Origin of the sequence: Syntrophus aciditrophicus SB, from assembly GCF_000013405.1 — a bacterium.
Lineage (GTDB): Bacteria > Desulfobacterota > Syntrophia > Syntrophales > Syntrophaceae > Syntrophus > Syntrophus aciditrophicus.
On the sequence record NC_007759.1, the window covers coordinates 2,700,584 to 2,720,156 of the forward strand.

At 54.5% G+C, this 19,573-nt stretch carries 16 protein-coding genes, 1 tRNA gene and 1 pseudogene; 5 read left to right on the plus strand and 13 right to left on the minus strand.

The window, feature by feature from the left end; translation table 11 throughout:
• Positions 1-120: 120 nt before the first annotated feature.
• From nusA to SYN_RS12730, 13 genes and pseudogenes are all read right to left on the minus strand, one after another.
• A complete protein-coding gene (gene nusA, locus SYN_RS12670) occupies positions 121-1,383 on the minus strand; it encodes a transcription termination factor NusA (protein ID WP_011418575.1) in 1,263 nt (420 codons plus the stop codon).
• A gap of 65 nt (positions 1,384-1,448) precedes the next feature.
• A complete protein-coding gene (gene rimP, locus SYN_RS12675; RefSeq protein WP_011418576.1) occupies positions 1,449-1,931 on the minus strand; it encodes a ribosome maturation factor RimP in 483 nt (160 codons plus the stop codon).
• 243 nt (positions 1,932-2,174) lie between these two features.
• A tRNA-Gly gene (locus SYN_RS12680) sits at positions 2,175-2,249 on the minus strand.
• A gap of 51 nt (positions 2,250-2,300) precedes the next feature.
• On the minus strand, positions 2,301-3,599 hold the full coding sequence (gene hisD, locus SYN_RS12685) for a histidinol dehydrogenase (protein ID WP_041585740.1): 1,299 nt from the start codon (positions 3,597-3,599) through the stop codon (positions 2,301-2,303).
• Between the two features lie 2 nt (positions 3,600-3,601).
• Positions 3,602-4,855, minus strand: a complete 1,254-nt coding sequence (murA, locus tag SYN_RS12690; RefSeq protein WP_011418578.1) for a UDP-N-acetylglucosamine 1-carboxyvinyltransferase — start codon at positions 4,853-4,855, stop codon at positions 3,602-3,604.
• Complete coding sequence (gene prmC / locus SYN_RS12695; protein WP_041585108.1) at positions 4,848-5,714, minus strand: peptide chain release factor N(5)-glutamine methyltransferase; 867 nt, start codon at positions 5,712-5,714, stop codon at positions 4,848-4,850. The genes murA and prmC overlap by 8 nt, the downstream gene beginning before the upstream one ends.
• Positions 5,715-5,794: 80 nt before the next feature.
• Entirely contained in the window at positions 5,795-6,868 is a 1,074-nt protein-coding gene (gene prfA / locus SYN_RS12700; RefSeq protein ID WP_011418580.1) for a peptide chain release factor 1, read from the minus strand.
• A gap of 228 nt (positions 6,869-7,096) precedes the next feature.
• Positions 7,097-7,312 carry a 50S ribosomal protein L31 gene (gene rpmE / locus SYN_RS12705; protein ID WP_011418581.1) on the minus strand — a complete coding sequence of 72 codons (216 nt, stop codon included), beginning with the start codon at positions 7,310-7,312 and terminating at the stop codon, positions 7,097-7,099.
• Between the two features lie 303 nt (positions 7,313-7,615).
• Positions 7,616-8,863 carry a transcription termination factor Rho gene (gene rho, locus SYN_RS12710; protein ID WP_011418582.1) on the minus strand — a complete coding sequence of 416 codons (1,248 nt, stop codon included), beginning with the start codon at positions 8,861-8,863 and terminating at the stop codon, positions 7,616-7,618.
• Positions 8,864-9,096: 233 nt separating this feature from the next.
• Positions 9,097-9,945, minus strand: coding sequence for a peptidoglycan editing factor PgeF (gene pgeF, locus SYN_RS12715; RefSeq protein ID WP_011418583.1), 849 nt, complete (start codon positions 9,943-9,945; stop codon positions 9,097-9,099).
• A 147-nt stretch (positions 9,946-10,092) separates the two neighbouring features.
• Positions 10,093-11,094, minus strand: a complete 1,002-nt coding sequence (locus SYN_RS12720; protein WP_011418584.1) for an RluA family pseudouridine synthase — start codon at positions 11,092-11,094, stop codon at positions 10,093-10,095.
• Between the two features lie 5 nt (positions 11,095-11,099).
• Entirely contained in the window at positions 11,100-12,524 is a 1,425-nt protein-coding gene (selA, locus tag SYN_RS12725) for an L-seryl-tRNA(Sec) selenium transferase (RefSeq protein WP_011418585.1), read from the minus strand.
• 109 nt (positions 12,525-12,633) lie between these two features.
• A pseudogene (locus SYN_RS12730) lies at positions 12,634-13,956 on the minus strand (coproporphyrinogen III oxidase family protein); the annotation flags it as partial.
• Positions 13,957-14,114: 158 nt separating this feature from the next.
• Between SYN_RS12730 and def the strand changes: the two are divergent.
• The 5 genes from def (at position 14,115) to SYN_RS12755 (ending at position 19,525) form a co-directional block, all read left to right on the plus strand.
• On the plus strand, positions 14,115-14,684 hold the full coding sequence (gene def, locus SYN_RS15470) for a peptide deformylase (protein WP_011418587.1): 570 nt from the start codon (positions 14,115-14,117) through the stop codon (positions 14,682-14,684).
• Between the two features lie 160 nt (positions 14,685-14,844).
• Positions 14,845-15,888: a ribonuclease Z gene (locus SYN_RS12740; RefSeq protein ID WP_011418588.1), complete on the plus strand. Its 1,044-nt coding sequence runs from the start codon at positions 14,845-14,847 to the stop codon at positions 15,886-15,888.
• Positions 15,889-16,138: 250 nt separating this feature from the next.
• A complete protein-coding gene (locus tag SYN_RS12745; RefSeq protein WP_011418590.1) occupies positions 16,139-17,227 on the plus strand; it encodes a tetraprenyl-beta-curcumene synthase family protein in 1,089 nt (362 codons plus the stop codon).
• 356 nt (positions 17,228-17,583) lie between these two features.
• Positions 17,584-17,853 carry a hypothetical protein gene (locus SYN_RS12750; protein ID WP_041585109.1) on the plus strand — a complete coding sequence of 90 codons (270 nt, stop codon included), beginning with the start codon at positions 17,584-17,586 and terminating at the stop codon, positions 17,851-17,853.
• 160 nt (positions 17,854-18,013) lie between these two features.
• The gene (locus SYN_RS12755) at positions 18,014-19,525 is read left to right on the plus strand and encodes a sensor histidine kinase (RefSeq protein ID WP_011418592.1); all 1,512 of its coding nucleotides are present in this window, start codon (positions 18,014-18,016) and stop codon (positions 19,523-19,525) included.
• Positions 19,526-19,573 lie beyond the last annotated feature (48 nt).

Genomic DNA, 19,573 nt, shown 5'->3' on the forward strand with positions numbered 1-19,573 from the left:
TTCCTGCTCTTTTTTTCCTGTCAGAGCACCTTCTTCACCGGCTCCCTGACTTATTTCCTCTGTATGCCCTCGTCGCCTCTGCCCTGCCGCCCTGATATCCTGTCTGATCCAGGATGGAGCTTACATCGTCTTTGAGGCCGCGTCCTCCTCATCGATAATTCTGCCGGCCTCTTCGATCCAGAGCGTCGCGGTCCTTTCTTCAACCCCGGGGATAGCCGACAGCATCTCCGGATCCGCCGCGGCGACCATAGCTACACTTTTGAGCCCCTTATTGAAAAGCCGTTCCGCCATCGCCTCTTCCATTCCGGGAATCTTCAGCAGGGTTCTGTAATCGGCATTTTCACTTCCGGCATCCACAGATTCGCTTTTGACATCAATTTTCCAACCGGTCAGTTTCACGGCCAGACGGACATTCTGCCCGTTCTTCCCAATCGCCAGGGACAACTGATCATCTGGAACAACCACTTCCATGGCATGCTCATTCTCGTAAACGGTAACGTGACTCACCTTCGCCGGGGAAAGGGCACTGATCACATACTGCGAAGGATCTTCGGAATAGGGAATGATATCGATTTTTTCTCCCCGCAGTTCCTGAACGACGCTCTGGACACGCGCCCCGCGCATACCGACACACGCGCCGACGGGATCAATGTCCTTGTCCTTTGTCCTGACGGCAATCTTGGCCCGCTTGCCCGGCTCCCGGGCGACACCGAGGACTTCGATCAATCCCTCGGCAATCTCGGGAACTTCCACTTCAAAGAGGGCCTTCAGGAAATTGGGATGGGTCCGGGAAAGAATGATCTGCGGTCCTTTGGAAACCTTCTTCACTTCGCAGATGTAACTGCGAATGCGATCCCCCCGCTTGTAAACCTCCCGGTGAATCTGCTCGGATACGGGAATCACACCTTCCGCCCGGCCCAGATTGACGATAATGCTCCCCGCTTCGAAACGCTGCACAAATCCGTTGACCAGTTCGCCCTTGCGATCCTTGTATTCATCGTAAACATTGTCCCGCTCGGCGTCCTTCACCCTTTGAACGATGATCTGTTTAGCGGTCTGAACGGCGATGCGGCCGAACGTGCTTGCATCGATCTTCATACCGAGACTGTCTCCCGGTTCAGCCTCCTCATCGAGATCCCGGTGCGCCGCCTCGATGGAAATCTGCATGTCCGGATCAACGACCTTTTCGACCACCGTTTTAAACTGGAATACCTCGATTTCACCAAGCTCATCGTTATAATGGGCTTCGATATCCACATGAGCCCCGAGCTTTTTGCGTGCAGCCGTCAACATCGCCGTTTCAAGGGCCTCAATAATGACACTTTTATCCAGACCTCTATCCTTACCCATCTGTTCGATCAGACGTTTAAGTTCTGGAACCATTTAATTTTCCTCCACTTCTATATTCAGAACGCTTTATTGCGGTCACCTTTGCGAAATCCACTCCATCAGAATCGGTAGACCAGATTCGCCTTGACAATCAGATCTCTCGGAATACGATAAAGCTTGGAAGCCATCTCAATCACGAGTATTTTCCGGCCGTCTTCCTCGACATATTCAAGGAGCCTGCCCCGGAAATTGCGTATTCCGTCCACTTTCTGTTCCAGCCGGATGCTCACTTCACACCCCTGATACCTGACAAAATCCTTGTCCCGGACAAGGGGCCGGTCCAGGCCTGGCGAAGACACCTCCAGCGTATACGGATCCGGAGGCAGATCATGAACATCCAGAACATCACCGAGCTGATTGCTGATTTCCGAGCAGTCATCCAGTGTGACCCCGCCTTCCCGATCCATGTAAATCCTCACCAGCCAGCGGGTCTTCATCCGGAGACATTCGACTTCGACGAGTTCGAGGCCTTCAGATGCGATCACCGGTTCAGCCAGTTGCCAGATGTCTTCCCGGAGTTTTTTTACGAATTCGTTGACCATGCGCTCAATTGATACGTTTTTCTCTCGAAAACCACGGGAACCCGCAAGAGAAACAAACCGGCTGAAAAGGTTCCCCCCTGCGCTCCCCCAATCGTAGTTCCGGCCTTCTTGAGCTTATAAAACAAAAAAGTGGGCAACAGCCCACTCACCAAGATTCATCAGCGATTTGCGAGGTTCGTAACACGAAAACAACGACACTGCAACAGATAAATCCTGCTCTTTCCAAAAGATTCAGTGGAAACTTGGAGCGGGCGATGGGACTCGAACCCACGACGTCCAGCTTGGGAAGCTGACATTCTACCGCTGAATTACGCCCGCCTGCAAAATATTGGAAAAAGCGTGTTTATCTTATTCAAGTGGATGTTTTTGTCAAGAATTTTTTCCTGCCAATCTCAGGGAAATTGAATTTCCGTGAGCATCCAGGCCCTCGAGACGTGCAAAGCGTGCCGCCTTGGGCCCATAGTCCTCCAGAACGTCCCTGCTGAAGCAAACCACGCTGATCCGCTTCACGAAGTCATAAACTCCCAGGGCCGAGGAAAAACGCGCCGTTCCTCCCGTGGGAAGCACATGGTTGGGACCGGCAATATAGTCGCCGATAGCCTCCGGAGTGTAATGACCGAGAAAAACCGCACCGGCGTGTTTTATGCCTTCAAGAAGCTTCCAGGGATCTTCAACAATCAATTCGAGATGCTCCGGAGCGAAGCGGTTGGCCACGGTCACGGCCCCTTCCAGGTTATCCGTGACCAGTATGGCTCCGAAGGCCTCAAGGGATCGCTCGGCAATCGTGCGTCGGGGAAGGCGCTCCAGTTGGCGCTTCAGCTCGACCGACACCTCCCGGGCCAGAACCTCATCGGGCGTCACCAGGACGGCACTGGCCATTTCATCATGCTCCGCCTGGGACAGAAGATCGGCGGCCACAAAGGCAGGCTGCGCCGTTTGATCTGCAATAATCAGGATTTCACTGGGTCCGGCGATCATATCGATGGAAACCTGTCCGAAAACCATCTTTTTGGCTGCTGCCACGTAGGCATTTCCCGGACCGACAATCTTGTCCACCCTGGGAATCGTTTCCGTACCGTAGGCCAGCGCCGCAACGGCCTGGGCTCCTCCGATCTTGAAGATGCGGCTGATGCCGCACAACTTCGCAGTGGCGGCAATCAGCGGATGGATCTGCCCTCCCCGGGAAGGATTGACCAGGATAATCTCCCCAACGCCGGCAATCTTCGCCGGAACTGCCGCCATCAGGACGGTCGAGGGATAGGAGGCCAGCCCTCCCGGCGCATAGATTCCCACCCGTTCCAGAGGAACGATCCGCTGACCGAGGATGATGCCGGGCTCATCGGATACGGTCCAGTTTTCGGCGATCTGATGGCGATGGAAGGCTTCGATCCGCTGTGCCGCCTGCCGCATAATAGCCAGATCCGAGGCCTCCACCCGAGAGGCCGCCTCTTCCAGTTCTTTCCCGGATACGGCAACCGTCTCTGCCGTCAGGGCATAACCGTCCAGCCGCTGCGTGTAGTCAAAGAGGGCTTCATCCCCTTTCCGGGCCACGTCGTCGACGATCTTTTCGACCACTTTCCAGAGATCTTCGTCAAAAACACGCCCCCGCTGGGTAATCCGCTGATACAATGCTTCAAAGTCAGAATCCGTCGTTCGTGCAATCCTCATGATCACTCCGATATTCTTCGAATTTCGGCGCCCAGTGCCGAAAATTTCTTTTCCAGTTCCTCATAACCCCGGTCAAGATGATAAACGCGCGACAACTCCGTTGTCCCGCGGGCCGCCAGACCTGCCAGTACAAGGGATGCCGACGCCCTGAGATCCGTGGCCATGACCGGAGCGCCCTTGAGGGCGCCCACGCCTTTGACGATCGCGCTGTTCCCCTGAATCTGGATGTCGGCGCCCATGCGCATCAGTTCGCCCACATGCATGAATCGATTTTCAAACACCGTTTCCGTCATTACGCTCAGCCCTTCGGCCACGGCCATCATGGACATCATCTGCGCCTGCAGGTCCGTCGGGAAACCCGGGTGAGGCAGGGTTGTAATGTCCACGCTCCGGATCGTTCCGGTGCCTGCCGCCCGCAGCCCTCCATCGAAGGGCTCGATGGTCATGCCTGCGTCGATCAGTTTCTCGATGAGCGCATCGAGGTGGGACAGGCAGCAGCCCAGGACCCGGATGTCTCCGCCTGTGACTCCCGCAGCGATCATGTAGGTGCCCGCTTCAATCCGGTCGGGAATGATGTCGGCTTCAACGGGATGGAGGCGCTCCACCCCTTCCACGCGAATCACATCCGTGCCGGCGCCCGAAACTTTTGCTCCCATGCCGTTCAACACTTCGGCGAGATTGACGATCTCCGGCTCTCTGGCTGCGTTCTTCAGAAGGGTCACCCCATCAGCCAGGGCGGCGGCCATCATGATGTTTTCCGTTCCACCGACCGTTGGCATGTCAAAGTACAGGTTCGCTCCTTTCAACCGCTTCGCTCTGGCCTCCACGTAGCCTTCCTTCAGAATCACCTCCGCCCCCATTTCCTGCAGGGCCTTTATATGAAGGTTGACGGGGCGGGCGCCGATGGCGCAGCCGCCGGGAAGAGATACTCGGGCAATCCCGAGCCGGGCCACAAGAGGCCCCAGAACGAGGATGGACGCCCGCATCGTTTTCACGAGGTCATAGGAAGCCTCGATATTCGAAATCTCGCCGGCATTGAGACGGATGGTTCCCGACGTTCCTTCAATGACCACACCGAGACTCTGGAGGAGCTTCCTCGTGGTCCTGATATCCATAAGATCCGGTATGTTGTGAAAGGTATTCCAACCCTCCGTCAGGAGTGCTGATGCCATGATGGGCAGTGCGGCGTTTTTGGCGCCGCTGATCTTCACCTCACCCCGGAGGGGTTTTCCCCCTTCGATGACGATTTTATCCACTCTCTTCCTCTCTTATTTTCGCCTTCACAACCCGCCAACGCCCGGCATAATCCTTCCGGAACGCAAGATCCTGATACGCGTCGGATTGCTGGAACAGGCGGTTGAGGTTTTCCTTCTGGCTGTCGCCGATTTCCAGCAGAAGCCATCCTCCCGGTTTCAGTCGGCAGGCTGCCTGCGGGATAATCGCCGAATAAAAATCCATGCCTTGCTCCCCGGCAAGGAGCGCCTCCCTGGGTTCGAAGTTTCTCACTTCCGCGGAAAGTCGGGCATAATCCCCGGAATCGATATAAGGCGGATTGGATACGATGACATCAAATTTTCCCATTACCGGATCAAGGAGATTTCCTTCAAGGAAGGTGATCCGGGAAGCCACGCCATGCCGCTCGGCATTTCCGGCCGACACCGCAAGCGCCTTACGGGAAATGTCCGTCGCCGTAATCCGGGCATGGGGACATTCATGGGCCAGAGCCACGGCTATCGCTCCGCTCCCCGTCCCCAGGTCGAGAATCTCCGGCCGGGACGCCCTGCCGCTTCCCAGCACCTTAATGACCTCCTCCACCAGGACCTCGGTATCCGGACGCGGAATCAGGACCCGGGGGTCCACGGCGAAATCGAGGGACCAGAATTCCTTCCGCCCGATAATATAAGCCACGGGTTCGCCCTTCTGCCGCCTCGCCACCCAGAAGCTGAACCCGTCCATTTCCCGGGCGCTCACGTCCTGCCCGGGATGGGTGTAGAGCCAGGTCCGGTCTTTCTTCAGGAAAGAGGCCAGAAGAACCTCCGCATCCAGGCGGGGCGTCGCCAGATTTCGGGACATGAAGTCCTTTTCCGTGTTTTCGATCAGTTGTTCGATTGTCATCTTATCAAGACCGGTCGAGACGTATCTTATACCACCAGGCTGCCGTTGTATCCCTTTGCATGGAACCCGACGCGGCACGGTCAACCCGTCGACTGCTGTTTCAGGGACTCCGCCTGAAAATAAGCCGTCAGGGCGTCGATAAACTCCTGGATGTCTCCTCCCAGAATGTTTTCCAGACTGTAAAGCGTCAATCCCACCCGATGATCCGTCACCCGGCCCTGAGGAAAGTTGTACGTCCGTATTCTTTCGCTGCGATCGCCACTCCCCACCTGACTCTTCCGGGCTTCCGATATCTCGTCGCTCTGCTTTTTGACCATAATGTCCAGAAGACGGGCACGCAGAACCTTCAGTGCCTTGGCCTTATTCTTGAGCTGCGACTTTTCGTCCTGGCAGCTCACCACCAGCCCCGTGGGGAGGTGGGTAATCCGCACAGCCGAATCCGTTGTATTGACACTCTGTCCTCCATGACCGCTGGAATGAAAGACGTCGATGCGCAGATCATTGGGATCGATGGTGACCTCGACTTCATCCGCCTCCGGCATGATCGCCACGGTGACCGCCGAGGTGTGAATCCTTCCCTGGGCCTCGGTCACGGGCACGCGCTGCACCCTGTGGACCCCGCTCTCGTACTTCAACTGACTGTACGCGCCCTGCCCGGCAATCGAAGCAATGATTTCCTTGAACCCCCCTACGCCGCTGGATGGCGTGCTGCTGATCACTTCCACCTTCCACCGCCGCATTTCCGCGTAACGGGCATACATACGGAAGAGATCGCCCACGAACAAACCGGCCTCGTCGCCTCCCGTTCCCGCGCGGATTTCCAGAAACACGTTCCGATCATCGTTGAGGTCCCGGGGGAGCAGGAGCACTTTCAGTCTCTCTTCCAACCCGGCCAAGTGCTGACGAAGTTCCGGCAATTCTTCCCTGGCGATTTCCTTCAGTTCCTCATCGTCGCCACGCAGCAGCTGCTGAGCTTCCTCTATGGCGGCGCCGACTTTCTCATATTTCCGGAAAACCTCGACAAGATCGCGCAGATCCGCATGTTCCTTCGCATACTTCTGATAGAGGCTCTGCCTGGTAACGACAGTCGGGTCACTCAAAAGTTTTTCCAGTTCCAGATAGCGGGATTCCACTTCTTTAAGCTTGCTAAACATAATTTCCGTTTCTTTTTATATATTCGGGACGCCATCCTGCGGTACAGAAGCAATCTCTCGCATGAACGGCCTCTCCTTGAAGGTCATTTTTCGATAAATCCAAGAAAAATCAGGAGGCGGGCTTTTTTATCCAAGGGGGGAAACCTGATGGCGTCATGACGCATTCCCGTAATGTTTCAGAAGCCGGAACGGGAAACGCTCCGGCTTCTGAAGGGTGAAATGTCACGGCTACGCTTTTTTATTGTTGACTCCGGCATATTTCTGATTGAAGCGTTCCACGCGGCCGGCGGTGTCGATGATCTTCTGTTTTCCAGTGATAAACGGATGACACTGGGAACAGATTTCCACCTTGATGTCCTGCTTTGTTGACCGGGTTGTAATCACGTTCCCGCAAACGCAGGTAATGGTTGTTTCTTTATACTCAGGATGAATTCCTTCCTTCATGATCCTTTACGAACCTCCCTCATAGTATGATCAGGTTTTATACTGTATTTCCGATTCTACATTCAGGCGCTTCCTGCGCTGGATTCTTAAGCGGCTCCTGGATGTGCCGCTTCGAACTCCAGTATTGCCTCTGCCTGGCCGTCCTGCCCGGAGCCTCTGATCCGAATCTGAAACGGGACAGAGCATTTCTCCGTTTCTTGCGATTTTACTTCTATTCCAAATGATCCACGCCTCTGCCGGATTGGAGAGGGATTATAATCATCCCGCTTATAAATTCAAGGATTTTTAACAGCCCCTGCCGACCTACTGATTCATGGAATCCAGAAAGGCCTGGTTGGTCTCGGTCTTGCGCATCTTGTCGATAATGAATTCCATGGCGTCCACCGGATTCATTTCCTGGAGAATTCTCCGCAGAATCCATATCCTGTTGAGATTCTCCTTCGGGGTGAGGAGCTCCTCTTTGCGGGTCCCGGAACGGATCAGATCGAAGGCGGGGAAAACCCTCCGGTCCGCTATCCGTCGATCCAGATGAAGTTCCATGTTACCCGTCCCTTTAAATTCTTCGAAGATCACCTCGTCCATGCGGCTGCCGGTGTCGATCAGCGCCGTGGAAATAATGGTCAGACTGCCGCCGTTTTCGATGTTCCGGGCAGCCCCGAAAAAACGCTTCGGTTTATGAAGCGCATTGGAATCCACACCGCCGGACAGCACCTTGCCGCTGGGAGGTACAACGGTGTTGTACGCCCTGGCCAGCCGAGTGATGCTGTCCAGGAGGATGACCACATCCCGTTTGTGCTCGACCAGCCTTTTCGCCTTCTCGATGACCATCTCGGCAACCTGGACATGACGGGTTGCCGGCTCGTCGAAGGTGGAGGAAACGACTTCTCCCTTGACGCTGCGCTGCATGTCGGTCACTTCTTCCGGCCGCTCATCGATGAGCAGCACCATGAGAATGACCTCTTTATGATTTGCCGTGATGCTGTGGGCAATGTCCTGAAGAAGAACGGTCTTGCCAGCCCGGGGAGGCGAAACGATCAGCCCCCGCTGACCCTTGCCGATGGGTGTGAAGAGATCCATGATCCGTGTCGAGTAGTTTTCCGGATTGCTTTCCAGGTTCAGTTTATCATGGGGATAAACAGGAATGAGATTATCGAACAGGATTTTATCGCGGGCCAGTTCGGAAGCTTCAAAGTTGATGGTGTCGACTTTGAGGAGAGCGAAATACTTTTCCCCTTCCTTCGGTGGCCTGACCTCCCCGGAAATCGTGTCCCCGGTCCGGAGATTAAACCGCCGGATTTGAGAAGGAGAAATGTAGATATCATCGGGGCTGGGCAGATAATTGTAATCCACGGCCCTCAGGAACCCAAAGCCATCGGGAAGAATCTCCAGTACGCCCGACCCCGAGATCATCCCGTTTTTCTCCGCCTGAGCCTGAAGAATCGCGAAAATCAGATCCTGCCTTCTCATTCCCCCCGCGCCCGGCACATTCAGATCTTTCGCGAGATGAGCCAGTTCGTTAATGGGCTGTCTTTTAATCTCTTCAATATTCATAGTCTATCCTTAAATAACCCCCGGGAAATACGTGTCATACACGGGTACACCACAGGATCCGCAGTGCGCCGACACTTCACAGGCAAAACATCTCTCTTGGGAAAAGTGCAACTTTATTTGCAACGAACGAAAAATGAGGAACTTGGATTAATGTAATAGATTGCTATTCTGAACTCTGGAAATAATCCATGCGGAAGGGTTTGAATACATTCCTTTCTCAGAGCGTTGCATTATTATAATCCCTTTGTGATGTCAAGAAGAATTTTATCTTGCGATTTTTTACCTTTGAGCAGAATGAAGTTCACATGGCGACCGGTTTTCCCCGCATCCCGCCGGTGCGAAAAGAACAGATCGGGACGGCAGACGGTACAGAAACCGGACAACTCAATATTGTCGTTCGCCAGCCCCCTTCCCAGGAGCTGATATCGGTTGGCCAGGGGCAGATCCAGGGTCCACTTTCCCGGAGCGCCCGCAGGGGAAAAAAAATGTTCCGCTCCATGGTGATCGCGCATTGCCAGATAGACCCGGCTGTCCACCTCATAACAGCAAGGCCCGATGGAAGGTCCGATGGCCGCACGGATATCCGCGGGACGGCATTGAAACTCCCGAACCATGACGTCAACGACCCTGGCTGTAATCTGCAGAGCAGTTCCTCCCCAGCCCGCGTGGACCGCTCCGATGACCCGCTGATGGACGTCCACAAGAAAAACCGGCACACAGTCCGCTGTTTTAATGCAGAGGGCCACTTCCGGAAGCTGTGTGACACAAGCGTCACCGGCGGGAATCCCTCCACTTTGCTGTCCCGGAGGATTTTCCCTGATGACGAGAACCTCGTCGCTGTGCACCTGATTCATGACGAAAAAGGATCTCTCCGGCATATCGAAGGAGCGGCTGAGGATTCGCCAGTTTTTCCGGACCCGTTCTTTGGCGTCCCCATGCCCGGCTGTCATGTTCAGCGATGCAAAAGCACCCTGGCTGACACCGCCCCGGCGGGAACAGAAGGCATGAGTGACAAATTTGAACTCAAGCAGTTTCGGAGCCTGCAGAAAACTTACCTCACCGCTCCGGACGATCTGAAACACGATTCCTCCTCGATTTCCTTTTCAACCCCATCCGCCTTCCCTTTTATTTCCCCTCGCGCAAGCTCGGGCCGCAAAAAGCCGGTCCCGAACGGGTTATGGCTTCGATCCGAAGGCAACAACCACTCCCGCCTCTCAATCCCCCCGTGTTCAGAACGCCTGGAGAACCAATTGGGAATCAGGACAGCAATGCTTCCGCAGGAAGGCGCATAGATCCTCCATGTCCGCCGGAAGCGGCGCGTGAAATTCCAGAATCTTATGGGTCACGGGATGAGTGAAAGAGAGACGCGCGGCATGGAGGGCCTGCCTGCTCATTTCTTTCAGGCGGCCCTTGACGGCAGGATCCGTGAGGGTAGTGGCCCGTTTTGAACTTCCATAGACCGCGTCTCCGACAACAGGATGACCAATCGCCGCCAGGTGCACTCGGATCTGATGAGTCCGCCCGGTTACGATATCCACGTTTAAAAGCGTCGCGACGCCGAAACGCTCGGCGATCCGCCAACGGGTTGCCGCCTCTTTGCCCCGCCGGCTCTTTGTCGACATTTTTTTCCGCTCTACGGGATGCCGTCCCACAGGCAGGTCGATCTGTCCAGTCTTTTCCCGGGGATCACCATAAACGAGCGCCTGATAGGTTTTACCCACCTGGTGCTTTTTAAACTGCAGGGCAAGCCCCTGATGTGCCGCATCCGTTTTGGCCACCACGAGCAGACCGGAAGTATCCTTGTCCAGGCGGTGGACGATTCCCGGACGCATCACCCCGCCGATACCCGCCAGATCCCGGCAATGGAAAAGGAGGGCATTGACGAGGGTACCCGAGACGTGACCCGCCGCCGGATGGACGACCAGACCGGCAGGCTTGTCCAGAACGAGGAGGTCATGGTCCTCATACAGAATGGAAAGAGGGATATCCTGAGGGATAAGTTCCAGAGGGGTTGCCGGGGGTTCTTCAAGCATCACGATATCGCCGGTTCGAAGCTTCTGACTCGCCCGGATTGCCGCCTTCCCACTGATGGTCACCCGGCCGCTTTCAATAAGACGCTGCAACCGGGCTCTGGAAAAGCCGGATTCATGGCTGGCAAGAAAGAGATCCAGCCGCAGGCCACTCTCCGTCGCAGTTACCCTGTACTCCCTGAGTGGCGCAACACCCTTCATATCGATTAATCTCCGGAGGGCAGGGCCAGAGACAGAAACCCATCGCGGATCAGCTTCAGCTCTTCTTCTTCAATCGTCCGGAAATCCAGCAGGATCTCGTCATGGGCCACCCGAACGATAATCGGAATTTCCAGCCGCCGGAGGCCGGCCTCCAGCCGGCCGGCGGAAAGTCCGGCAAACCGGACTGCCATCAGCATTGTCGGGATGCTCACTTCGGGAAGGGCTCCTCCGCCTACCATCGATACCCCCGGCTTCAGAGCCAGGGAGAAAGACGTCGACAAAGCCCTCCTCAACAGCCGCAGACACTTTTTCGCCCGCCGGGTCACCTCACTCAACGGTTCTGTCAGAGCCTTGAGAATCCGCAGACGGTTCACGGCTTCCTTCGGATCAAGATAGACCCTGAGGGTTGCCTCCAGTGCCGCCAGGGTCAGTTTGTCGATCCGCAGGGCACGGTTGAGAGGATTGCGTTTGATATTCTCGAGAAGGTTGCGTCTTCCCAGGATGATTCCCGCCTGCGGCCCACCCAGCATCTTGTCGCCGCTGAACGTCAACACATCCACACCATGGGCGGCAACATCCCTGACCACGGGCTCTCCGGGCAGTCCATAAGCAGTCAGATCGATAAAACAGCCGCTGCCCACATCATACATGACCGGAATTGAATGTTTTTTCCCCAGAGCCACCAGATCTTCCAGGGGAGTCTCTTCCGTAAAGCCCACCATCCTGAAATTGCTGGAATGAACTTTGAGAATCAATCCCGTCTCTGAAGATATGGCCCGTTCATAATCAACCAGACGGGTCCGGTTGGTCGCTCCCACTTCCCTCAGCCGGGCGCCGCTTTTTTCCATAATCTCCGGAACACGGAACTCTCCGCCGATTTCAACAAGTTCTCCCCGGGAAACGACCACTTCCCGCCCTTCCGCCAGTGTGTTGAGTGTGAGAAGCACCGCGGCGGCGTTGTTATTGACCACCAGGGCGTCTTCCACGCCTGAAAGGAGACAGAGGAGTTCCCGAACATGATCGTAGCGCAGTCCCCGCTCTCCCCGATCCAGGTCAAATTCCAGATTGGAGTACCCTTTTCCGACGGCCGTCAACTGATCCCTCGCCTCCAGACAGAGTGGCGCCCGCCCCAGATTCGTGTGCAGGATCACGCCTGTCGCGTTGATCACTCGGCGAAGCCGGGGTCGGTGCAGCGCTTCAATCCGGTTTTCCACGACTGTGGCGATCTCCTCTGCCATGGGGAGGCGTATCGTCCCCGCATCGCCTTTCCTGCGGAGAATGGAGCGGCGCAGTTCGTCTACGGTCTCCCGGCAGACACACCGGATCACTTCGCGGGGAGCTCGGCTCTCCGGATTACGTTTCTCAAGAATCAGCAGAATTTCATCGATTTTCGGAAGTCCGCGCAATAAGGTCTGCATCTGTTCATTCATGGGTTTTGCTCCTGATTCCAGGTCTTTTTTATTCGACTGATGCTGTCGGCTGTGCCTTCGGCTCCCTTAAACATGATCCATACGCCTATGCTGTTTCCTTCCCGCCGCCTTACAATTCTTCCACAGGCAACCGCGTCTGCATCGCAGGCAGGTCGCCACCCGACAAGCCGGCTTCCGCGCGGCAGAAGTCACGGAAGTTATTTACCGCCGTGAAGAATTCCCTCATGATGACCACCCAGAGATAGCAGCCCCGCTGGGTGAGGCGCCAATCCGGCGATTCGTACCGCAAGGCGCCGGCCAGCTGGAAGAGAAGAAAATCCAGCCAGAGTCTCGGGGAAAGCCGGCCTCCGTATTTTTCCCGCAAACTCGAAAGGTTCAGTTTCGTGCCGAAAAACCTCATCACCAGATCATAACGCATCCGCTCCTGCAAGGTGAATGTCCGGGAGGCCATCAGCGGCAGTTCATCCCGGCTCAAGCGCTCGCAATATTCAGCGATATCGAAGGTATTGGCATAGCAGACTCCGTCAAGATAGCCGATGGAACCGCTCCCCAATCCGGCATACTCGTCATAATCCACGATGTATTCATCGATCATGGTCCCTTTGCGGGAAAAACACCAGGCGGAAGAAAACCGGTATTCCGGGCCGAGTCTTTCCCGTATCCGGTCGTAAAAAGCCTTTTCCCGTCCTTTATCGAGCCGGCCCAGCGTCCGCGTCACGGCTTGACGCGTCGAGTCCGAAACCATGAGGGGGTACCAGGTGATCTGGTCCACGCCCAGCTCCAGAAGGATATCCAGATCCCGGTCCAGCATGGCCATTTCCTGGGAGGGAAAATTGAAGATCATATCGGCGTTCAGGGTGTCGAAACGTCCCTGGGCCTGCCGCAGCCTCTCGATGATCTCGGCGCCGCTGCCGTATTTGTCATGCCGATCCATGGCCTTGAGCAGACCATCGTTGAAGCTCTGAATGCCCACCGACAGGCGGTTGATCCCGGCCGAACTCAATCGTTCCAGTTTTTCGGGGACAAGATGGTTGGGATTGGTTTCGACGGACACCTCCCGAATTGAAAAACACCGGCGGACCAGATCCAGGGTTTCCTCCAGTTCATCCAGAAGGATTGTGGGTGTTCCCCCGCCCACATAGACGCCGCCGAAGTCATAACCTTTTTCCCGATAGAGCCGGATTTCCCGCCGAAGGGCGGAAAAGTAGTCGCGGCACCGCCCTTCCTCAAAGACAAAGCGGTTGAAAGAACAGTAAGGGCAGAGACGTTCACAAAAAGGGACATGGAGGTAAAGGAGACGGGGCTGCCCTGACTGAACAGCGGGCAGAAAAGGTGTCTTACCTTCCTGAAATTGCATGACCCGCGAAAAATTCCGACGGGCCATATAACCGACAAGGGTTGAAATCACGTTGATTTTCCTGATGTGCTGATTTTTCTGATGGAGGGTATGAAACTCCGTAGTTCTTTACGCGCGCAAACGCTAACAAATTTATAAGATATTATCAAGGATATTGTCATCATGCAAATCCTTGAAATGGGCAGGTCAACATGTTATAGAGCTTTGAAAAAGATTATTAGAGGCTGTATTTCATGTCTTATCGTCACAAAGTATTAACCCTCTGGAGCGAAATTTCCGTCAACGATGAAGAAACGCGCATTCTGCGGACCCCCTCCAGGGATCTCCCGATTCCGCTGAGCCGCGAGGCCAGAGACCAGATACAAACTCTGGTTGACGCCTTTCTTGAGCGGGATGACGCACTGGGATTGGCAGCGCCTCAGATCGGAATAAACCGGAGGATCGTAATCTTCCGCAACAAGGGATTTGATGAGGAAGGGTGGTCCAAAAAAGAAAAAGACTATGATCTGCTGATCAACCCCCGTATCACCCAGACCAGGGGAGAGCTTGTCAAAGGAGCGGAGGGATGTCTCTCCTGCCCGAGTATTCAGGTGGAAGTCAACCGTTTCCCGGAAGTTAAAGTTCGGGCCTTCGATCGTCACGGCAACCGGATCAGCAAACGGTATGCCGATTTTCTCGCCCGCGTCGCTCAACACGAACTCGACCATCTGGAAGGAAAATTGATTGTGGATTGTGAAGGCCCGGTCTACTTTCCTCGAGAGAAAAAAGCCTTCTTTGAACGGATTTTTGCGCAGATTCCCTGACACCGGGCTGCATTTTCAAAGGATAACAAAGCGGCGGAGAATAAGCGTCGCAGGCATATGAGAGCATATGCCGTGAAACCAATGCGAAACCGATGAAAGTTCAGCTGAACAAAGGTAATTGGGCATAATGCCCGAAACTCGATTTTGAAAGCCTGCAGATGTGTATTCCGCCCTGCTGATCAATGAACCTTTCGGCGACCCCGCCGTATTAATCAAAAGCAAATACCGTCACGAGTCCGTTCTTTTCGATCTCGGCGATCTTCATAAACTCGCACCGCGGGAAATTCTCAAAATCGGGCATATTTTCGTCTCTCACACCCATGTGGACCATTTCATCGGCTTCGATACAATCCTGAGAATCTGCCTGGGAAGAAACCGTCGAATCCGCCTCTTCGGGCCACCCGGCTTCCTGTTCCAGGTCGAAAGCAAGCTCCACAGCTATACATGGAACCTCGTGGAAAATTATTCCAACGATTTCGAGCTGCTGGTTACGGAAATTCACCCATCCCACCGGATGTCCAGGCTCTATCGCTGCCGCGCCGCGTTTCGGGGGGAGCCGGTCACCGAAGAAAAAATTTCATCGAACCAACCCCTTGTGGAAGAGACCTTTTTTTCCATCCGCTGCATCTTTCTTGACCATCTTATCCCGTATCTGGCCTTTCGTTTTGAAGAAAGAAGCCGCATCAACATCATGAAGAACGCATTGGAAACCCTCGGCCTACCCACCGGGCGCTGGTTGATGGATCTCAAGGAAGCTATCCTGCAGGGCCGACCCGAATCCTGCCCCATCCGGATCAGCGATAAATCCAGCGGCGACAGGCCTGCCAACCGAGTGCTTCCCCTGGGTTTTTTAAAGGAAAAAGTGGTCAGGATCACCCGGGGACAGCGGATCTGCTATGTAACAGACGCGATTTACAGTCCTGAAAACATAAAGCGGATTCTCCTCATTGCGGATTCCGCCGATCACCTTTTAATTGAAGCAACCTTCCTCCATGAAGACCATGAAAAGGCCGCCGCGAAGTATCATCTGACCGCCAGGCAGGCGGGTCTTCTGGCCCGGCAGGCATCGGTGAAGCGTTTTTCGCTCTTTCACTTTTCTCCCAAGTACAAGGGTGCAGCCGCCGCCCTCCAGCATGAGGCCAAGGAAGCTTTTGAGCGCCCGCTTTCCGATCCACTGTCGCCCTTCGATGCTGCAACCCGATGAACCCCCAACAGGCGACCTGACCCCAAGTCCGAATCCGGAGCGGCTGTCCAGGCGGCAAGGCAAACGGACGTTGAGAGGCAGATAGCGGATAGCACCGTGATATCCAGTCTATCCAGGACAATCGGCGATTCGTTCTGTTTCCGGAAAAGATTCAACCGCGATCGAATTCTTGTGCCCAATGCCGGTCTGTGTTATGGAAGGTGTCTTGTGGATTGTCTTAAATTCCCCTTTTTTATGAGGAGCAGGCTGTTTGAAGGTTCCAACCCATCTTTCAACGTTGACCACAAGAATTTTTCTGCAGGTCCGCCCCAGGGTCAAACATTACCTGCAAGGCTGGCGGCAGCGCGCCGAGTCAATTCCGGATCCGGAGCTGCGCCGGCAGGCCGTCATGAGTATACAGACAAAGATGTTTCACTGCGAAGGAGGCGCAATATATGCCCTCCTGGCCGGCTCCCATTTCGATGAAGCGGCCCGTTTCATCATTGCTTACCAGACCATCAGTGATTATCTGGACAACCTCTGTGACCGGAGCACTTCCCTGAATCCTTCGGACTTCCGTGCACTCCACCAGTCCATGCTCCATGCCCTGACTCCCAGTGCCCGCCTCGGCAATTATTATCACCTCCGGCAGGAACAGAACGACGGGGGATACCTGGCTGGTCTCGTCAGAACCTGCCAGGATGTTCTGGCCAAACTTCCCGCGTATCTGGCCATCGCCCCCGCCCTGCATGAGCTAGCGGGCCACTACTGCGAGTTGCAGGTCCATAAACACGTACGGGAAGATCAGCGGATTCGTCGATTGAGTTCATGGTTCCGGCGTCATCAGGAGCACCTCCCACCAATGACCTGGTATGAGTTTTCCGCCTGCACAGGATCGACCCTGGGAATCTTCTGCCTCATCTCTCATGCCTTTCAGCGGAACTTCAGCAGAGATCTTCCTCAGCTCATTAAAAAGGCCTATTTCCCCTGGGTTCAGGGTCTGCACATCCTTCTGGATTATCTCATTGATCAGGAGGAAGACCGGTATGGCGGGGATCTGAATTTCTGCTCCTTTTACCCGACCACAGCAGAATTGGAAAAACGTCTGACACACTTTTATACGAGTGCGGATAAAAGCATCGCCCACCTTCCTTACGCTTCCTTTCATCGACTGATCAATCGCGGCCTTCTGGGCATCTATCTTGCCGATAGAAAGGTCGATTGTCAGAAAGAGGTTCGAAAAATCGCCCGCAGGATGATCCGTCACGGCGGCGGCATCGCGTTCTTCTTTTTTCTTCACTGTCTGATCTATCGACGTATTCATGAAAAACAGGATCCCGTGCCGCCTTCTGATTCATAATTCCTCAGGATTTGCGAATGATATTCAACTATTTCCGCTTCTTCTCAAACTGCTCCCGGTAAATATTCTTTTATTACCCTCGAAGAAGTAAAACCTCAGCACTCATCACGGCTTATTCCGAAGGAATGGCACATCCAGTGCATAGAACAATCGGAATTAATCAGGAAGATAACCATGCGTGAAGCAATTAACCACATGGATTATCAACCTGGCCATGCTTGTCTGTGCCCCGGCTCATGCACGTGATCAGGCAGCCACGGAAATCTCCGTATAAGAGCCGGCAAAGGTGACTTTCCCATGAGAAATCCCACTCCTGGAAGGAGAGGGCAAATTAAAAAGTGAAAAGGAGAAGGTTTATGAAGAAGGCAGTGTTGTTTGTCGCTGGTTTGGCTTTTCTGTTCAGCACGTCGGCATTCGCAGTAGAAAAGGCCGCCCCGGCGGTGGATCCGGCGGAACAGGTGAAAGCTGAAGAGGTAAAACCGGAAGTGGGAAAGAAAGAGGTTAAGAAAGCCAAAAAGAAGAAGACCACGAGGAAGAAGGCTGCAAAAAAGGCTGCAAAACCGGCGGAAGAACAGAAAGCTGCTCCGGCGGAAGAAGCCGCCCCTGAAGCTCCAGCTGCAAAATAGTCTCCTGGCTTCAAGGATAATGTGTTTAAAGAGGCGCGAGGGAAATTTTTCCTTCGCGCCTCTTTTTTTTCATGAAAATCATTTTTGTTTCCTGTAGAGAAAGGATCGTCGGGCAGAGAAAAAAGATTTCTCCGCCAATAATTCGGCTGAGGACAAAACCATGACACTGAAAACACGACTGATGATCATCACTCTGTTCGGCCTGGCCATCACCATGGCGCTGTGGGGCTGGATTCAGCTCAGTGTTCTGGACAGAATTCTGCGGGAACAGCAATATAAAAGACTCGATAACATCGCGGAGACCTTGAGCGCCTTCTATCAGCGTTTCCCCTCCGCCCGCGGCCTGTCCGCGCTGGACACCGCGCTGAAAGATCATATCCAGACGGATGTCCGCCTGGCCCGCATCGATATCATTTCCCTGTCCGGAGACGACGTTGATTATATTGCCGGAGCCGGACGCGTACCCTACGAATGGCCGGAGAATCTGATTATCCGGACAGACGGAAAAATGGAGAAGCACCATTATGCCCTGCAGACGGAAGCCGGTTCGGCGATTGGTCTTCTTTATCCTGTTCATCCCGAAAAAGGCTCATCGGCAAAAACCATGATCGGCGTCATTCTTTTTTCCCAATCCGATATGGAGATTTTGAGCCGGGCCCGGTGGATGCTTTTCTTCAGCACGCTGGGGCTTCTCGTCATTATCCTGCTCGTGATGGCCGTCGGCTACGATTTTCTCATCGGCAGGCCTCTCCGACGGATTATCGAAACGATCGATCACTTTCGTACGGGAAAGCAGGCCAGCCGTATTCCCATTGACCGTTCCGATGAATGGGGACAGCTGGCTGATCATTTCAACGTAATGGCCGGAGAGATAGAAAATTTCATAGCCCAGAACCAGGAATTGAACAGGGGATTGGAACTCCGGGTCAAGGAAGCCACTCTCAAGGTGGTTCAGCTGCAGAGACAGGTCAATCAACTTCAGCAGTTGAAAGCCCTGGGATATCTGACGGCCACACTGGCCCATGATTTAGGCACGCCTTTGCATTCCATCGCCGGCATGACCCAACTCCTCCTGGAACGGGACGAATGGCCGCCTGATACCGCCCGCAAACTGGAATTGATCCTGCAGCAAACTCAAAGGCTCAACACGGTGATTCAGAATGTCCGCCGCGCAACCCGTCTGCCGGAGCCTCATTTCGAATCGATCCCGGTACAGAGACTGCTCGACGATACCCTGCCGCTTGTTGAACCGGTCATTCAGAAATCGAAAGTGGAACTCCTTGTCCAGATCGCCCCGGACACGCCCCCGTTATATGTAGATAACTACCGTGTTCAGACAGCCCTGTTCAATCTCATCCAGAATGCCCTGGAAGCCATGCCGCATGGGGGGAAAATTTTTGTTTCCGCCCGGGTTTCCAATGACCGCCAGGCGATCGCCGTAACCGTTCAGGACACCGGTCCAGGCATCCCTCCATCCATGATGGGAAAGATATGTGAACCCTTCTTCAGCACCCATCCGGGCGAAGGCATCCGCGGCCTGGGACTGGCTATCGTCCAGGACATTGTCAAGGCCCATGCCGGTTCAATTGATATTCAAAGTCAGCCTCACAAGGGAACATGCATTACGCTCTTTTTCCCGATCGCTTGCAGGCTGCAGGAAATCCCCGGGTAAATAAGGAAGGGATCAACATGAAGGGATAAAAAGACTGCAGGAAGGAGA